Genomic DNA, 16,020 nt, shown 5'->3' with positions numbered 1-16,020 from the left:
AAATTAATATCCAAAAATACCACTTCTTTTCCGGATGATGAGCACAACATTCTTCACTATTGGCATCTTCAGTAGCTATGTTTTTACACTATTATTCCTTATTGTATGAACACAATCATAAATTTATAATCTCAAAACCAAGTGGCGCAGATGAATACCTGCTTCGTGCACCTGCCCGCTCTGTTAAAACTAAAATCTATGATGAAATTCAAAACGCTACTGGCTGCTCTGGGTATCATGGGCGCAATTACGGCGGCTCAGGCCGCTGATGGCCCCAAGCCCCATATAGCCACAGCCAAACAACCGGTAGATTATGTAAACCCCAACATTGGCAACATCAGCCATATGCTGGTCCCTACCTTTCCTACCACACACTTGCCCAATAGTATGATGCGTGTATTCCCGGTTCGGGCCGATTATACCACCAATTTTTTAGGCGGATTACCGCTGATTGTTACCCAGCACCGCGCTGCATCGGGTTTTAATTTTTACCCATATCAGGGCAATGAAAACAGCATAAAGCCTCAGCTAAATTTAAGTTACGACCAGGAAAAAGTAACCCCATACCGCTACCAGGTGTATCTGGATGAGCAAAATATCGGCGTTGATTTTGCACCCTCGCACCAAAGTGCCGTGTATCAATTATCATTTGAAAAACAAGACGCACCTTACCTGGTGTTTAATTGCCAGCGCGGAAAGGTAGAAGCCAAAGGCAATATCATCAGCGGATATAAAGAACTCGGCAATAAAACCAACGTTTACCTCTATGCAGTAACCGATGTGGCACCCGTTAAAACCGGTGTGCCAGCCAGTAATGGCGTAAATTGGAATGCCGCTCCGGATGCGGCCCTTGCACTGCAGTACCCCATTTCAACTAAAAAGTTGGGCATCAGATATGGTATTTCTTTCATTAGCATAGAGCAGGCCAGGAAAAACCTGGAGCGGGAAATTCAAAACTTTGATGTAAATGCCGTAGCCCTTAAAGGTCGCCAAATATGGAATGATGCTTTGGGTAAAATTAAAGTTTCGGGTGCTTCAGATAAGGAGACCACTGTATTTTATACTTCTTTGTACCGCACTTATGAACGCCCTACCTGTATCAGTGAGGATGGCAGGTATTTTAGTGCCTCAGACGGTAAGGTGCACAATGATGAAGGCCGCCCCTTTTTTACCGATGACTGGCTTTGGGATACCTACCGGGCAGCCCACCCGCTGCGTATCCTGATTAACCAGGGAACGGAAAACAATATCTTGAACTCTTATATCCTGATGGCCCAGCAAACCGGCGAAAACTGGCTGCCTACTTTCCCGAGCGTGGCCGGCGATGAGCGGGGCATGAACTCCAATCACGGCATTGCCAGCATTGCCGATGCCTGGAATAAAGGATTAAGAGGTTTTGACTTGGCTAAAGCTTATGAAGTAAGCAAAGGCGCGATTGAGCGAAAATCGTTAATCCCATGGTCGCATGCAGTACCTGCGGGTGAACTGGACGAATTTTATAAAAAGCATGGCTACTTTCCGGCCCTGAAACCGGGCGAAACTGAAACCGTAGCGGCTGTGAGCAAATGGGAAAAACGCCAGCCCATCGCGGTTACCCTGGGTACCTCGTTTGATGAATGGTGCCTCTCGCAAATTGCACAGGACTTGGGTAAAACCGATGAGGCCAATCATTACCTGCGTGCCTCATACAATTACCGTAATGTGTTTAACCCTAAAACCGGCTTCTTTCATCCTAAAGATAAAGACGGCAACTTTATTGAACCGCTGGACTACCGTACTTCAGGCGGACCGGGTGCCCGCGATTACTATGATGAAAACAACGGTTACATTTACCGCTGGGATGTACAGCATAATATAGGCGACCTCGTTGCATTGGTGGGTGGCAACGAAAAGTTTGTAGCCGCACTAGAAAACATGTTTAATGAGCCCTACCCGATGTCGAGATGGAGCTTTTATAATATTCTGCCCGACCATACCGGCAATGTGGGTATGTTCTCTATGGCTAACGAACCCAGTTTTCATATTCCTTACCTGTACAACTATGCTGGTGCACCCTGGCGCACACAGAAGCGCATCCGCTCCCTGCTCGACCAATGGTACCGCAATGATTTGATGGGTGTACCCGGCGACGAAGACGGAGGCGGTATGACGGCCTTTGTGGTATTCAGCGAAATGGGCTTTTATCCGGTTACGCCTGGTTCCCCTACTTACAACATTGGCAGCCCATGCTTTCCCGAAGTAAAAATGAATTTAGGTAACGGTAAGTTTTTTGAGATAAAGGCACTCAACGCATCACCGGTAAATAAGTATATACAATCGGCCAGGTTAAACGGCAAAACATGGAACAAGCCGTGGTTTAACCACAGCGACATTGCCAACGGCGGTGTATTGGAACTGGTAATGGGCCCCGTTGCCAACAAGCGCTGGGGGGCAGATGCGCCACCGCCTTCGGCAGCCCCAATGCCTAAATAAAAACTCAGCCTAATGCAATTAAAAAGCCCCTTCATTATATAACGAGGGGCTTTTCACTTACAACTTAATCAACTCAATCAATAGTTATCTTTCGGCTGGCTACCCATATCCAGTGTTAATGTTCCCCCTCTCACTATGTCCGCAAAGGGCAAGAAAGGCTGGTGCAAAGGCTGACCATTATATTTAAAGCTTTGCACATAAATATTACTTGCCGAGTTATGCTTTACATCGATAGTAAACATTTTGCCGCTATAATATTTCTTGCTCAATTTAATGCTGATTTTATCGAACAAGGGGCTGCCTAAGCCTACCTCCGGATGAATATCAGTTAAACCTTTTACATCAAACAAACCCATACTTGAGATTACATACCAGGCACCCAACTGGCCCTGGTCTTCATCCTGCCCGTACCCGTAACCGTGTACACCATCGGCACCATAAAACTCATTGCAAATACTGCGCACCCATTTTTGGGTGAGTGAAGGCTTGCCCGAGTAATTAAATAACCATGAAATGTGCAGGTTAGGCTGATTGCCATGATTATACAAACCTTCCAACCCCGAAAAAGCGTCCAGCTTGGTACCGCCGCCAAAAGCATTTTTCTGCGAGGTGGTAAAGATGCTGTCGAGACGTGTGTTAAACTCTTGTTTACCAATTTTAGCTATCAACCCTTCTGGGTCCTGCGGTACATAAAAGGTGTACTGCCAGGCATTGCCCTCCTGGAAACCACGCCACACCTCACTTGGTTTAAAATTGCTAATGAACTCGCCGTTAGCCAGTTTGGGGTGAACCAACTTTAGTTTAGGGTCATAAATCCGCTCCCAACCCTTCGACAGGCGCATTAACTGGTTATAATCATTTTGCTTGCCCAACAGCTTTGCCCATTGCGCTACGGCATACGAGCTAAATGAATACTCTAAAGTATGCGAAGCTGAAAACTGCCATACCTCGGGCCAGGCATCACTTTTATCAATATGATCTACATAGCCCAGCTTGGCAAAGCGGCCTACATCCAAACGGCCGGCACCCCGAGGCCGGTTTTGGGCGTCCAGCTCATTCTTTATGGCAGCTGCATAAGCAGTATTAATGTCAAAATCTCGTATACCGCACATATAGGCGCTGGCAATTACCAGGCTCACAAAATTGGTACCCACGCCCGAAACATACTTGCTGTTGGCAATACCATCGGCCAGCCAACCTGAGTCTTTATAAATAAGCAGCTGGCTTTTCACAAAATCTGAATAATACTCAGGGTAAGCGATAGCCCATAACTGGGTCAAATTCCAGAAACCGCCCCAAATGGCGTCGGTATTGTAATGATTATACTGCGGGCGGCCATTGGCATCGAGTGGGATGTGGCCGATGGTACCATCATTTTTTGGGTAAGCCCCATTTACATCGCTGGCCAAGCCACGGCCCGACAGGGCATGAAACAAGCCGGTATAGAATTTTACACGGTCTACCTCTTTGCCGCCGCTTACCGCAATACGGCCCAGTTGTTCCTGCCATACCTGATGCGCCTTTTGTTTGGCGGCATCAAAAGTTAAACCCGCGGCTTCCTTTTGCAGGTTTAACCGTGCGTTCTCTATCGAAGTATAAGATAGTCCAGCTTTGATGGTTACCGCTTCATGGGCTTTGGTATTGAAGGTAAGGTATAAGCCTGCACCTTTGCCGGTTGTTTTCCGTACTCCTGCCTTAAAATCCGTACCGTGGAATATACCGTAACTCACAGGTTTTTTATCAAGCACTGCCGAAAAATACATGGTTACCTGGGCGCCGGGCTGATATTTCAATACATATACCGGCTGAGTAATCACGCATCCTTCAACGCGACCATCGGCAGTCATGTATACTTTGGCATCTTTTACCTCGCCGCTTTCGCCCTGCTTGTTACCAATATCGAACATAATGTGCGACGCTTTACCGGCCGGAAAAGTGTACCGGTGGAAAGCCACCCGAGGGGTTGAAGTCAACTCGGCTTTAATGCCATAATCTTTCAAAAAAACTGAATAGTACCCAGCGGTAGCATACTCATCTTTACGGTCAAAGTTGGAACGGTAGCCTTCCTCTACATTTTCTAAACGGCCAGGTATGGTTTGCAGCGGGCCGGTGCTCGGTGCAAAAACCACACCGCCTACCTGGAATTCGTGAAAATTGGCAAAGCCTTCAATTGAAGTATGGCGCTCGTCATATCCCACAGCTTCCCAGCCTTGCAGGTTGCCGTAGTGCCCGTTGGTAGATGGCGCAGGTTTGGCCATGCCAAAGGGCATTTGTCCGGGTGTATAAAAAAACCACCTGGAATGTGCCGTACCAATATTCGGGTTCACATACTTGGTGAAGTCTGTAGTTTGAGCCGAAGCTATAGTCGGCAAAGCCAGGGCAGCCGCCAAAAGTATCCGGCTAAACGGGCGTTTAAATAGGATTAACATCATTAATGTATAGGTAAATGCTGATCATCGTATTGGCGTTCATTAGCGCCGATACCTTTTTGTTTCCAGTAATTTTCAATGTGTTCCAGTGACTGGCCTTTGGTTTCGGGCAGCAGCTTGTATACGGTGAAATAAGCTACCACGCAAAAGAAAGCAAAGAACCAAAAGGTACCCGCACTGCCTAAGTCCTTGAGCAAGATGGGGGTTAGCTGGCCTACAATGGTATCGGCCACCCACATGACCATGATGGATATAGCCAGTGCCCGGCCACGAATGGCGTTCGGAAATATTTCGGAAGCCACCACAAACTTTAACGGACCGATGGAGAATGCAAAGCAGGCTAAAAAGGCCAGCACACAAAGCAGCAGCCAAACACTGGCTGTTGCACCATTATAAAAGCAAACGCCGGTGGCAATCAATGTAATGGCAGCGCCGGCCGTACCGTACAAATACAGCGGTCGCCGACCCCAACTGTCGACTTTCCAAATAGCGATCAGCGTAAAAACCATATTAGCCACGCCAAAGATAATCTGACTGATGAGTGAGTTGCTTAAAGAAATACCTGCATTGTTTAAAATGCTGGGGCCGTAATAAATAATGGCATTGATGCCGCTAAACTGCGAGAATAAAGGCAACAAGATACCAATGAGCAGGGCTTTGCGCATACCGGGCGCAAACAGTTCTTTATATGAACCCTGCTGTTTGCCAGCAGGTTGATCATCCATAATATCTTGCTCTGGGTAACCTTCAATGCGGCCGGCAATACTCAGCGCCTCGGCCCTTCTTCCTTTTTGAATAAGCCAGCGGGGGCTTTCGGGCACGGCAAACAACCCTGTGAAGAATAAGAGTGCCGGAATAGCGCCCAAGCCCAGCATAACCCGCCATACTTCTTTTTGAAAGAAACTGCCATTGGCATCGGCAACGTAACTTACCAGGCCGGCATTGGTAAGATAGGCGACCAAAATACCCAGCGTTACAGCTAACTGATAATAGGTAACCAAGCGGCCGCGGATACCGGTAGGCGCAATTTCTGATATATAAAGTGGAACCACGTTTGATGCAATACCGATACCTATGCCTCCCAACAAACGGGCTGCAATTACCCAGGACAAAGAAGGCATGAAGGCACAGCCCAAGGCTGAGAGCAAGAACAGAACTGCTGATAACAACAACGGTATACGGCGGCCCGAGCGGTCGCTCAATTCCCCTGAGAAAGCGACGCCAATGATGCACCCTACCAAACCGGAGGAAACAAACCATCCCTCCTGTGCTGCGGTTAAAGCATACTGCGCTTTAATTAAAGGCAATACGCCGGAGATTACAGCAATATCAAACCCGAATAGAAAACCGCCGAGCGAAGCAACCAGTGTGATGGTACTTAGATTAAGGCTTTGGGCTTCTTTCATTATTTTAGGTATTAGTTAACAGTAACTTATTCTATCCTTGTAAGGCAAGCACGTTTTCATTTTGCAGCTTATCAAAACTTAAATTAACGTTTTAAATAACAATACACTACGACTTCAAAAACGCTTTAACCACTTTAGCCCGACCACTGCCTTTATTAACCAGAGTATAAGTACCGGCGGCTGCCGGAATTACAAAAGTTTCGGCATAATGGTAAAGGTTTTCCTGGCCGTTTGCCGAATGTACCACCACTTCGGTACCTTCTACCAGCATCAGCACATGGCATGAGCCGGCGGTTTCTACTTTTATCTGCGTATCAAACTCCAGGCGGTGCACATCATAAAAATGTTCGGCATGGGTAGGTACATGGATAATCTCCCAATCGTTACCCTTAGCAAGGGATGTTTGTTTGGAGATCAGCTCCTTACTTACCTTTTCACCTTTCCGGTCAAAATTGAGGTTGTTGAAGGCATGGTCTATATTAATAGGTCGTGGCTTACCATCCAAGCCAAGCCGCAGCCAATCATACATTTTAAAGGTAAAAATGTATGGTGTGGCACTAATTTCGAGCACCAAGTTACCCGCGCCCGCGCTATGTACAGTACCATTCGGTATCAAAAACAAATCGTGCTTTTTGGCCGTATGAGATTGTACATAATCTGTAATACTGATTTCAACTCCAAAGTCCTGACTGTTTTCCAGCTCCTTTTTGAACTTTGCAGGGTCAATATCATCCTGAAAGCCTAAGTAAACATTAGCTTCATTCTCACAGTCTAAAATATAATAGGTTTCATCCTGGGTAATGGTTTCACCAAACTGTTCACGAATGTATTGTAATGTAGGATGGCATTGTATTGACAGGTTTCCGCCTTTCCAGGTGTCTAAAAAATCGAAGCGGATGGGAAATTCATCGCCAAAACGCTCTGCAAAATCACCCAGCACCGCAGTGCGCGCCCTGAACATCAGGAAATCAAACGATACTTCGAGCAGGTTAGCATCGCTTTCAAACACGATACCGTTTTCAGGAACAATCAGCTCAAATGACCAGGCATAGTTTACTTCATCGGGATTCAGGCCTTCAATGCGCTCCTTCATCCACTCACCTCCCCAGGCCCCCGGCTCAAACCAGGGCCTTACCCTGAAAACCGTATTGCTGACACCATCTAATGCTGCTGTAAAATCGGGCGCGAGCATCCAGTTGATATCATCTTTCCACTGGGCATCAGCAATAACGTCTATTTGGTTCAACAATTGCTTTTTATGCTCGTTAAGCACTACCCAGTCTACAAAATAAAAGCGCTTGTACATCTCGCTATTACTACTGCCCTGCCGGGCACCCAGGTTGAATATTGAGCCTGCCCGCATACGCAGTTGCAGCTCATTTTTAGGCAAATCCAGGTAAACCACAAAAGCGTCTTTCACAGCAGCAGCTGCATTTATGCCTAATACTATGGTAATATCAGCCTCATTGTTGGCTTGCCCAAGCTCTTTAAAATTATAAAACTGATTTAAAGCGAGTTCGGCGCGCTTGCCCCAAACCGAATCAGGAGTACCTAAATACGGCGCTACCATTTCTTCAATCTCCTCAGAGGGTTTCAGATAATCGCTGGTGTGTACCCAATGTACATGCTTGCCTTGCTTTTCAAGTTCCTGCTGCAGGCATTGCTCAATATCTTCCCACAACACACCTGCGTAGCCATCTATAGCTACCAGTGGATACGCGGCAATGCATTGAGCTAATGAGGCGTAACCATTAAATATTTTACCGCTGCCTACCGGGTGTGACGGATATATATCATAACCGTTTGGCTTTGCACTGCCAGCCTTAACAGGCATTAAAGGCTGCTTGCTGGTTCGCCAGTTGGTTTCATTTTCAAATTTTGGCAGTTGTAAGCTCATGTTCATCAATAGGTGTTATCATTGCATCAACCACTTGTATTGTATTACCTGCATAGTCCCCATGTTATGTGCAGCTCTTGCTACGCAAACTCAGGTTAATGCTTAATGCGAAGCATAATGGCAAATTAGTAGATACGTAAATGGTTTTAACTGGTAAGAGCTTAAATCATGCTCATATGTACAAACATATAAACATATATATGATTAACAAAACGTTTTTTAAATTTGTTCAATCATTGCCCTTGCGTTGATTTTACATAGGCCAACAATTCATAACAAGCTATTAGCACCAGCATGAGCGCAGGCTGAGAAGTCATTTAACCGAAACATGAAGTTTTCCATTAACCATAAAAGCCCGGTGCCTTTGCATATACAGGCCGAAGAATTGCTGCGCAATATCATCAGCGATCCGCAATATGCCGACGGAAAACTGTTGCCTAACGAGGTTGATTTGGCTAAGCAACTGGCCATATCGCGCACTACCCTGCGGCAAGCGCTAAACAAACTGGTGTATGAAGGTTTATTGATACGCAAAAAAGGTATAGGTACTAAAGTGGCCGGTACAACGGTTAGCTCCAGGGCCACCAACTGGCTGAGTTTCTCACAAGAAATGCAGGCGCGGGGTATTCCTGTCCGTAATTTTGAGCTGCACATCAGTTGGGTAAACCCCGAGGAACAGATTGCCAATTTTTTTGAAATAGGTACCCATAAAAAAGTGTTGAAGCTGGAACGCTTGCGCGGTAAAACTGAGGGGCCATTTGTATATTTCGTATCATACTTTCACCCGCGGGTCGGCCTGACCGGCGATGAGGACTTTAAACGACCCTTGTACGAAATTTTGGAAAAAGATTACTCGGTAGTTGCCAACCTCTCGAAAGAGGAAATCAGTGCCAGAGCAGCCGATAAATTTATTGCAGCCAAGCTCGAAATTGAATACAACAGCCCAGTGCTGTTCCGGAAACGCTATGTATATGACCAGGGCGACCGGCCGATTGAGTTTAACTTAGGTTATTACAAAGCCGACAGCTTTGTATATACTATTGAAAGCCGAAGGGAGCAGTAATTCTTATTAATAGGCAATAATATACCCAAAGCGCATGGTTTTGTAAAATATTAATGCTTATAAAGCCGCCACAGGTAATGAGAATGAAAAAACGGAACCTTCATTCTCTTTGCTTTCTACCCAAATGTGGCCCTGATGCCCCTGCACAATGCGGCTGGTAATAAACAAGCCCATACCCAAGCCCGAAACATTTTGCGCTACCTCTTCGGCCCTGAAAAATTTGTCAAATACCTTGGTCAGGTTTTCCGGCGAGAGCCCGATGCCCTGATCCTGCACATTAAAAACAACCTTGTTAACATCATGCCGGGCGGTAATAGTGATTGTTTTACCTTTTTCGGAGTACTTGACAGCATTCCCAATAAGGTTCACAAATACCTGCTCCATACGCAAGCGGTCAATATCAATACTGGCGCTAAGATCAATATTTTCAACAATTACATGGCTGGCATGTAATAAACGGGCAGCTTCTAATATTTCCTGCAGGTAAACTTTTACATCTACCGTTTCAAAGCGGTATTCAATCTTATGATTTTCAATCTTGGCTACATCCAGCAACTGCTGAATAAGGGTATTCACTTTTGAAGCCTGCAGATTGATCTTATCTAAAAACTCGCCTACCTTCTTTGGGTCTTTACCTTCAAAAGCTTTACCCATTTGGGCGTAAGCCTTAATTAAGGTAAGCGGCGAACGCAGTTCGTGTGAAGCAATGGAGAGAAAATCAGATTTCTGCTCGTTCAGTAATGCCGCCAAACGCAGCTTTTCCTCCTGTTGTTCAGATAAGGTGTACAGCTCCTGGTTGCGCTGCTTAATTTCTTCGTAAGGTGATTCTGAAGCACTCTTTTTGATATGATCCGACAAGCGGGAGGTCATATCACCGCTAATACGGGTAGACCTGGGTAAACCCAAAGTCAGGTGGAGTATCGTTTTATTGTTATCTTTAATTACATCTAAAACCGGTATCAGGCGCCTGGCATACTTAAGCTCCTTGCTATCTGGTGTAAATACAGCTTCAGTTGTGATGCAGGCATTCAAGAACCAGCGATTATCTTCCTTTTTAAACCTGAAAGAAAGCTGACTGCCCAGGTTCTTTTCCATTACCGCCCTTGCCGCTTCTGATATAGCCGTAGCGAACGTAGTTTGAGTTGAAGCCGGCAGCCCCACATATTTAGTAATGGCCAGCGCCCGCCGGTGTGTTAACGGCAAATCGAGCTCATTGTCCAGATTGATATTTACGATTTCGAGCATTTGCTATTTCAGTTTAACCACCACTACCGATGTATCATCATTACGCCTTGAAAAATCTTTATACAGCGCTGCTGCCAGTACAGCCGAATCGCACTTAAATATGCCGGTATATTTGGATAAATCCCACCGGGATTTGATACCATCGGAGCATAAAACCAACAAATTGTAATCAGCAAAGTTAAAATGCTGGCTATTCATTGTATTGGGTATGTTATGCCCAATAATACCATTATAAGAAATATGATTTTTTATATCGCCCCTTGAATGCAAAAACTTTGCTGAAATATTACCGATGCCGGCTATATGAAGCGTTTTACGTTCTAAATCGAACACCGAAACATTGCCGACCATGCCCCTGGTTTTTCTGATGCCGTGGTGCAAAAAACGCAGGATATCAACCGGCGAATCATAAGGGCATTGTTTAAAGGCAGCCACTGCTTCGTTAACTGCATTGTTAGCTTCAATACCATGCCCCAAACCATCGGCCACTAACAGTTTAACGGTTTTGCCGTCACTTTTAAAATAAGTAGCATCACCGCTTACGGTTTCACCTGTTTTGGCTACTACCAATGGCTTAATTTCAAAGCTTCCGGTATGGCCGGGGCGCTCGGGCGGAGAACTTTTATACATTCGGCTCAGCACCACCGTTCCCCAATCCTTCATCGAGAACAGGTCAAACTTATCAGACAGGCGTTTAATACTGCCTAAGCCGTGGCCCAACGTCGTCCCGGTTGAGAAACCATCCTGCATCATCCGGCTGGTATCGGCAATACCCGGGCCATTGTCAATAGCAATAACCTCCAGATACTTTCCATGCTGGTCTTTTCCTTCACCAAACAAAATCTCGCCATCTACCGCATATTTATGCAGGTTAGAAGTAATTTCTGCCACAATGATATCCAGATCGGCCAGTTTACTTTCATTCAAGCCGGCTTCAATAGCCCTCTGATGAATATCCTTCTTTATAATTGAATAATAACTTCTGTCTCCAGCCGGGTAGCTGGTATGCGTAGCATCAACCATTGGCCCACTTTATTACGGTTACTGTAGTTCCTTGTCCCACAACACTTTTCAAATCAAACTCATTCACTAACCTTTTGGTACCAGGCAAGCCCAAGCCTAAACTTTTACCGGTTGAATAACCGTCCTGCAAAGCTTTTGCTATATCCGGTATACCAGGGCCTTTATCTGTAAACGTTAATCGTATGCCATTATCCCTGCCGCGCGAAACTACTTCTATGGTGGTTTCGCCGCCGCCCCCATACCTCAGCATGTTACGTACCAGTTCGCTGGCTGCCGTAATCAGCTTGGTTTGGTTCACTAAGCCCATCTTAATTTTTACCGCTTGTTCTTTTACTCTGTTACGAAGTAAAACCACATCCTGCTCCCGGTAAACTTTAATGGTGTCCTTAGCTAAGGGCAGTATCGTCATCTTCGTCGTCTTCTTCTACAGTATCATCTATCACAATAAGCCCCTGCAGCAGTTCCATGCCCCGTTCTACGTTTAGGGCCGTATGTACGCCAGGCAAATCCAAACCCAGCTCAACCAGGGTTATGGCAACAGCGGGCTGCATGCCCACCACTACAGTTTCAGCATCTAAAAGTTTAGACATGCTGGCAATGTTGCCAATAATGCGACCCATAAAAGAATCAACAATATTTACGGCTGAAATATCAATAAGCACCCCTTTGGCGCCGGTAATACTTACCATACGCACCAAGTCAGCTTCCAGATCCATGGCCAGGCGGTCATATAAATCTACCTGTATGGTCACCAACAGAAAGTGACCCATTTTTAATATAGGAATACGATCCATTTACTTTTTAAGGCTTTCTATTTTTGAATAACTACAGCAGCTTTTTTTCTCACCTCAAGGCGCATAATGCTAAAAGCATATTTTAAGGCGCTTGCTAATGTAGCTTTGGTTACAATATTTGAAAGATCGATACCGAGGTGAACAATGGTTTGTGCAATTTCGGGGCGTATACCGCTAATAATACACTCAGCGCCCATTAAACGGGTTGCACTAACGGCTTTAATTAAATGCTGGGCCACCAGTGAATCAACCGCGGGCACGCCTGAGATATCCAGAATGGCCAGGCTGCTGCCGGTTGCAACAATCTCCTGTAACAGGTTTTCCATTACTACCTGCGTACGCGAACTATCAAGCGTACCAATAATAGGCAGAGCCAGAATACCGTCCCAGACGCGAATTACCGGAGTAGAAATTTCGGTAATTTCATCAGTTTGTCGCAAAATCACTTCCTCGCGGCCTTTAATAAAGGTTTCGAAAGTGGTGATGCTAAAGCTGTCAACCAAACGATGTATTTTCCGGCTTTCTTCGTACAGCTGAGCCGGATCAGCGATTTCGTTTTGCAGTATTTCCAGCAATGCTTCTTTAAGGCTCAACACAAAAGCACCGGTTTCGCGCGGGCTATACCCCTGGCGCGCACGGGTAATAGAGATGCCGCTTAAAATTTCAAGCACCGGGTCAAAATCAGATGAATTGACATCAGTAATGCTATCATTGTTCAATGCATGAACCAGTGTTTCCACCAGCTCTTCAGACTGTGTGCGCAAATCCTCATTGCTCATCAAGTCTTCACGTAAACCGGCATCCGCTAACTGGTTTCTCATCCAAAGTTCCAGGATGTCATTTTGCTTGTTTTTAAAAATCTGGGCAGTTTGAGCCATTTTGATTTAAAATTGAAAAGGGAATAATAGATAAAGGTAGCATACTGTTACCACAATATGTTGTATTTTGACAGATATGATGATGATATAACTTAAAACTTATCAACATTTGCTTAATAGTTACAATTCAAGTTAAAAAACTGATGGCCTGTAACCGCTTACTTTTTATTGTACTTACTTTTAGCCGCCAGTATATCAATTATGCCTGCTAATCACATTCAATTCCAACAATTTGATCCGCCTACTTCCCTGCTCAGTTTGGTAGATAGCTTTTGGATGTTGGTTAACCCCACTGATGCCGCCGTTGATGTAGTGATAGTACCTGATGGCCGGGTAGATTTATTTTTTTCACATTCGGCAACAGAGCCTTTCCAGGTAATGTTGTCGGGCCTGGAAAGCGAGCCGAACAGCAGCAGTATTGCACCTCGTTCCACCCTTTTTGCAGTAAGCCTTAAGTTACCGGGCGTTGAATATTTACTTAAAAAGCCAATAGCCGAATTGCTGGATGATGTAATGTTTTTAGCAGATGACTTTTGGGGCATTACTGAAAATGATTTAACAGACTTTGAAGCATTTTGCCAAAAGCTGTCGGCACGACTGGTGGCATTGCTTCCTTTAAAGGCCGACCCGCGCAAACTCAAATTATTTAATCTCATTTACAGCACCAACGGCGCTATACCTGTTAATGAAATTGCCGATACCACAGGCTGGAGCAGCCGGCAAATGAACCGATATTTTAACCAGTGGTTTGGCCTCTCGCTAAAAGCATATTGTAAGATATTAAGGTTCAGAGCTTCCTTTAGTCACATCAAAGCCGGGCGGCTGTTTCCCGAACAGAACTTTGCGGATCAGGCCCATTTTATTCACGAAGTAAGAAAGTATGCTGGCGTGGCCCCTAAAATTTTATACCAAAACAAATACGACCGATTTATACAATTTTCGAGCCTGCCCAAAGAATAGTTTTGCCCCATCATCAAAACTTATATATCGGTATGTTATTACAAAACAAGCAAATAGCCATTGTAGGTGGCGGCCCGGGCGGCCTAACCCTGGCCCGGTTATTACAACTTAATGGTATACCGGTTAAGGTATACGAAAGAGATGCCAGCCCCGAAGCCCGTGTGCAGGGAGCTACCCTGGATTTGCACGAAGAATCGGGCTTAGAAGCACTTAAAAAAGCAGGTTTACTGCAAGCATTTGAAGACCACTATCGCCCTGATGCCGGACGTTTACGCATTACAGACCAGCATGCCCACATCCTGTTAGACCAGCATGGCGACAGCACTTATGTAGAAGACCGCCCCGAGATTGACCGCGGTCCGCTAAGGCAAATGCTGCTTAACTCCTTACAAACTGGCACCGTAGTGTGGGGCCGCCATTTTAAAAGTATGCTACTTGATGGCAGTGGCTGGACTTTAACCTTCCAAAACGGAGAAACAGGTTATGCTGATATAGTTATTGCCGCAGATGGTGCCAATTCAAAAATACGCCCTTACCTCACGCCTATCAAGCCGTTTTATGCCGGCATTATGGTGTTAGAAGGCACTGTTTATAATGCAGCAACGGCCACTCCCAAAATGAATGAAATTTTAAATGGCGGGAAGATATTCGCTTTTGGCCATAGCAAATCGTTGATTGTAAGCTCGAAAGGTGATGGCAGTATCAGCTATTATCTGGGCTTCGCCGCTCAAGAAGACTGGGTAACCAATTGCGGTATTGATTTTAGCGATAATGCTCAAGTGATTTCATGGTTCAAAACAGCTTATAAAGGCTGGGACGATAAATGGATTGCATTGCTGGACAACACAGCCTATACTATTGCCCGGCCACAGTACTGCATGCCCTTAGATCAGGACTGGCCTTCACAATCCCATCTGACCTTGCTTGGTGATGCTGCCCACCTGATGCCACCTTACGCCGGCGAAGGAGTAAACATGGCGATGCTGGACGCTTTGGAGTTGAGCGAATGCCTGACCAGCCCGGATTTTAAGAATATACAATCGGCAATTGTCCGTTACGAATGCAACATGCGAAAGAGGGCGGCTGAGGTAGCACAAGTCACTTTAAATTCAACTGCAATGCTGCACTCGCCACATGCAGCCGAAAAAATAGTGCAAATGTTTACCGGTGTGCAGGCTAAACTTTAATTCATATTACAAATGAAAATATGGCATTTTACAGTGAAATTTTTTCAGCCTTACTGTCGGTTTTTCATTTTTCCACCTACTTATAAGCGTTGGCATCCGGCTTGTAATTACATCAACCGGACAGCAAGTCCACCCAATTTAATTAAGTTAATTGTTTATTATTTTTTAAATTTTAAAGGAGAGTAAGCCATGACATTGGTTAAATTTAACAACAATGAGAAAAGAAACAATGCATTAATGCCAGGCTTTAATGATGTTTTTGACTCCATTTTTAACGACACTTTTTTTAACGATCGTATGGTAACCCGCGTGCCTGCTGTTAACATCAGCGAATCAGCAGAGAATTACCATATTGAACTTGCCGCGCCGGGCCTCAACAAGCAAGATTTTAAATTGAGCATGGAAGATAAAGTGTTAACCGTTTCTGTTGAACAGCAAGCCGAGCACACCAACAACAACCGCAAATACAGCAAACGTGAGTACAGCTACAGCTCCTTTGTACGCTCATTTACCTTGCCTGAACTTGCCGATGACAACCGCATTGAAGCTACTTACGAAGACGGTGTATTAAAAATTGATATCGCTAAAAAAGAAGAAGCAAAAAGCATCAGTCGCCAAATTGAGATAAAGTAATATGTTGTAATCAACCCGATGATCAACAAAAAA

At 45.2% G+C, this 16,020-nt stretch carries 13 protein-coding genes; 5 read left to right on the top strand and 8 right to left on the bottom strand.

What is annotated here, in order from left to right:
• Positions 1-198 precede the first annotated feature (198 nt).
• A complete protein-coding gene (locus tag ACYVNW_RS01250; protein ID WP_460678017.1) occupies positions 199-2,472 on the top strand; it encodes a GH92 family glycosyl hydrolase in 2,274 nt (757 codons plus the stop codon).
• A 77-nt stretch (positions 2,473-2,549) separates the two neighbouring features.
• Here the strand turns inward: ACYVNW_RS01250 and ACYVNW_RS01245 are convergent, their stop codons facing one another.
• The 3 genes from ACYVNW_RS01245 to ACYVNW_RS01235 form a co-directional block, all read right to left on the bottom strand.
• Positions 2,550-4,904, bottom strand: a complete 2,355-nt coding sequence (locus ACYVNW_RS01245; protein ID WP_460678016.1) for a GH92 family glycosyl hydrolase — start codon at positions 4,902-4,904, stop codon at positions 2,550-2,552.
• Positions 4,904-6,307, bottom strand: a complete 1,404-nt coding sequence (locus tag ACYVNW_RS01240; protein WP_460678015.1) for a sugar porter family MFS transporter — start codon at positions 6,305-6,307, stop codon at positions 4,904-4,906. The genes ACYVNW_RS01245 and ACYVNW_RS01240 overlap by 1 nt, the downstream gene beginning before the upstream one ends.
• A 106-nt stretch (positions 6,308-6,413) precedes the next feature.
• Positions 6,414-8,204, bottom strand: a complete 1,791-nt coding sequence (locus ACYVNW_RS01235; RefSeq protein WP_460678014.1) for a class I mannose-6-phosphate isomerase — start codon at positions 8,202-8,204, stop codon at positions 6,414-6,416.
• A 328-nt stretch (positions 8,205-8,532) separates the two neighbouring features.
• On the opposite strand from ACYVNW_RS01235, the gene ACYVNW_RS01230 reads away from it, so the two are divergent.
• The gene (locus tag ACYVNW_RS01230) at positions 8,533-9,267 is read left to right on the top strand and encodes a GntR family transcriptional regulator (RefSeq protein ID WP_460678013.1); all 735 of its coding nucleotides are present in this window, start codon (positions 8,533-8,535) and stop codon (positions 9,265-9,267) included.
• A gap of 57 nt (positions 9,268-9,324) precedes the next feature.
• On the opposite strand, the gene ACYVNW_RS01225 is transcribed toward ACYVNW_RS01230, so the two are convergent.
• The 5 genes from ACYVNW_RS01225 to ACYVNW_RS01205 are packed head-to-tail and all read right to left on the bottom strand — an operon-like array spanning position 9,325 to position 13,207.
• Positions 9,325-10,512: a sensor histidine kinase gene (locus tag ACYVNW_RS01225; protein WP_460678012.1), complete on the bottom strand. Its 1,188-nt coding sequence runs from the start codon at positions 10,510-10,512 to the stop codon at positions 9,325-9,327.
• A gap of 3 nt (positions 10,513-10,515) precedes the next feature.
• Entirely contained in the window at positions 10,516-11,535 is a 1,020-nt protein-coding gene (locus ACYVNW_RS01220) for a SpoIIE family protein phosphatase (protein WP_460678011.1), read from the bottom strand.
• The gene (locus ACYVNW_RS01215; RefSeq protein ID WP_460678010.1) at positions 11,528-11,944 is read right to left on the bottom strand and encodes an anti-sigma regulatory factor; all 417 of its coding nucleotides are present in this window, start codon (positions 11,942-11,944) and stop codon (positions 11,528-11,530) included. Before ACYVNW_RS01215 ends, ACYVNW_RS01220 begins: the two co-directional genes overlap by 8 nt.
• A complete protein-coding gene (locus tag ACYVNW_RS01210; protein WP_460678009.1) occupies positions 11,922-12,329 on the bottom strand; it encodes an STAS domain-containing protein in 408 nt (135 codons plus the stop codon). The genes ACYVNW_RS01215 and ACYVNW_RS01210 overlap by 23 nt, the downstream gene beginning before the upstream one ends.
• Before the next feature lie 17 nt (positions 12,330-12,346).
• Positions 12,347-13,207 (bottom strand): STAS domain-containing protein, encoded by an 861-nt coding sequence (locus ACYVNW_RS01205; RefSeq protein ID WP_460678008.1) that lies wholly within the window; start codon positions 13,205-13,207, stop codon positions 12,347-12,349.
• A gap of 201 nt (positions 13,208-13,408) precedes the next feature.
• On the opposite strand from ACYVNW_RS01205, the gene ACYVNW_RS01200 reads away from it, so the two are divergent.
• The 3 genes from ACYVNW_RS01200 to ACYVNW_RS01190 all read left to right on the top strand — a co-directional run bounded on the left by ACYVNW_RS01200 (position 13,409) and on the right by ACYVNW_RS01190 (position 15,987).
• The gene (locus ACYVNW_RS01200; RefSeq protein WP_460678007.1) at positions 13,409-14,167 is read left to right on the top strand and encodes a DUF6597 domain-containing transcriptional factor; all 759 of its coding nucleotides are present in this window, start codon (positions 13,409-13,411) and stop codon (positions 14,165-14,167) included.
• 32 nt (positions 14,168-14,199) lie between these two features.
• On the top strand, positions 14,200-15,354 hold the full coding sequence (locus tag ACYVNW_RS01195) for an FAD-dependent oxidoreductase (protein WP_460678006.1): 1,155 nt from the start codon (positions 14,200-14,202) through the stop codon (positions 15,352-15,354).
• Positions 15,355-15,543: 189 nt separating this feature from the next.
• On the top strand, positions 15,544-15,987 hold the full coding sequence (locus tag ACYVNW_RS01190) for an Hsp20/alpha crystallin family protein (RefSeq protein ID WP_460678005.1): 444 nt from the start codon (positions 15,544-15,546) through the stop codon (positions 15,985-15,987).
• Positions 15,988-16,020: the final 33 nt, after the last annotated feature.

The organism is Mucilaginibacter koreensis (genome assembly GCF_054783355.1).
The sequence above is the reverse complement of the archived record's forward strand: the minus strand, read 5'-3'. Positions and strand labels throughout refer to the sequence as shown.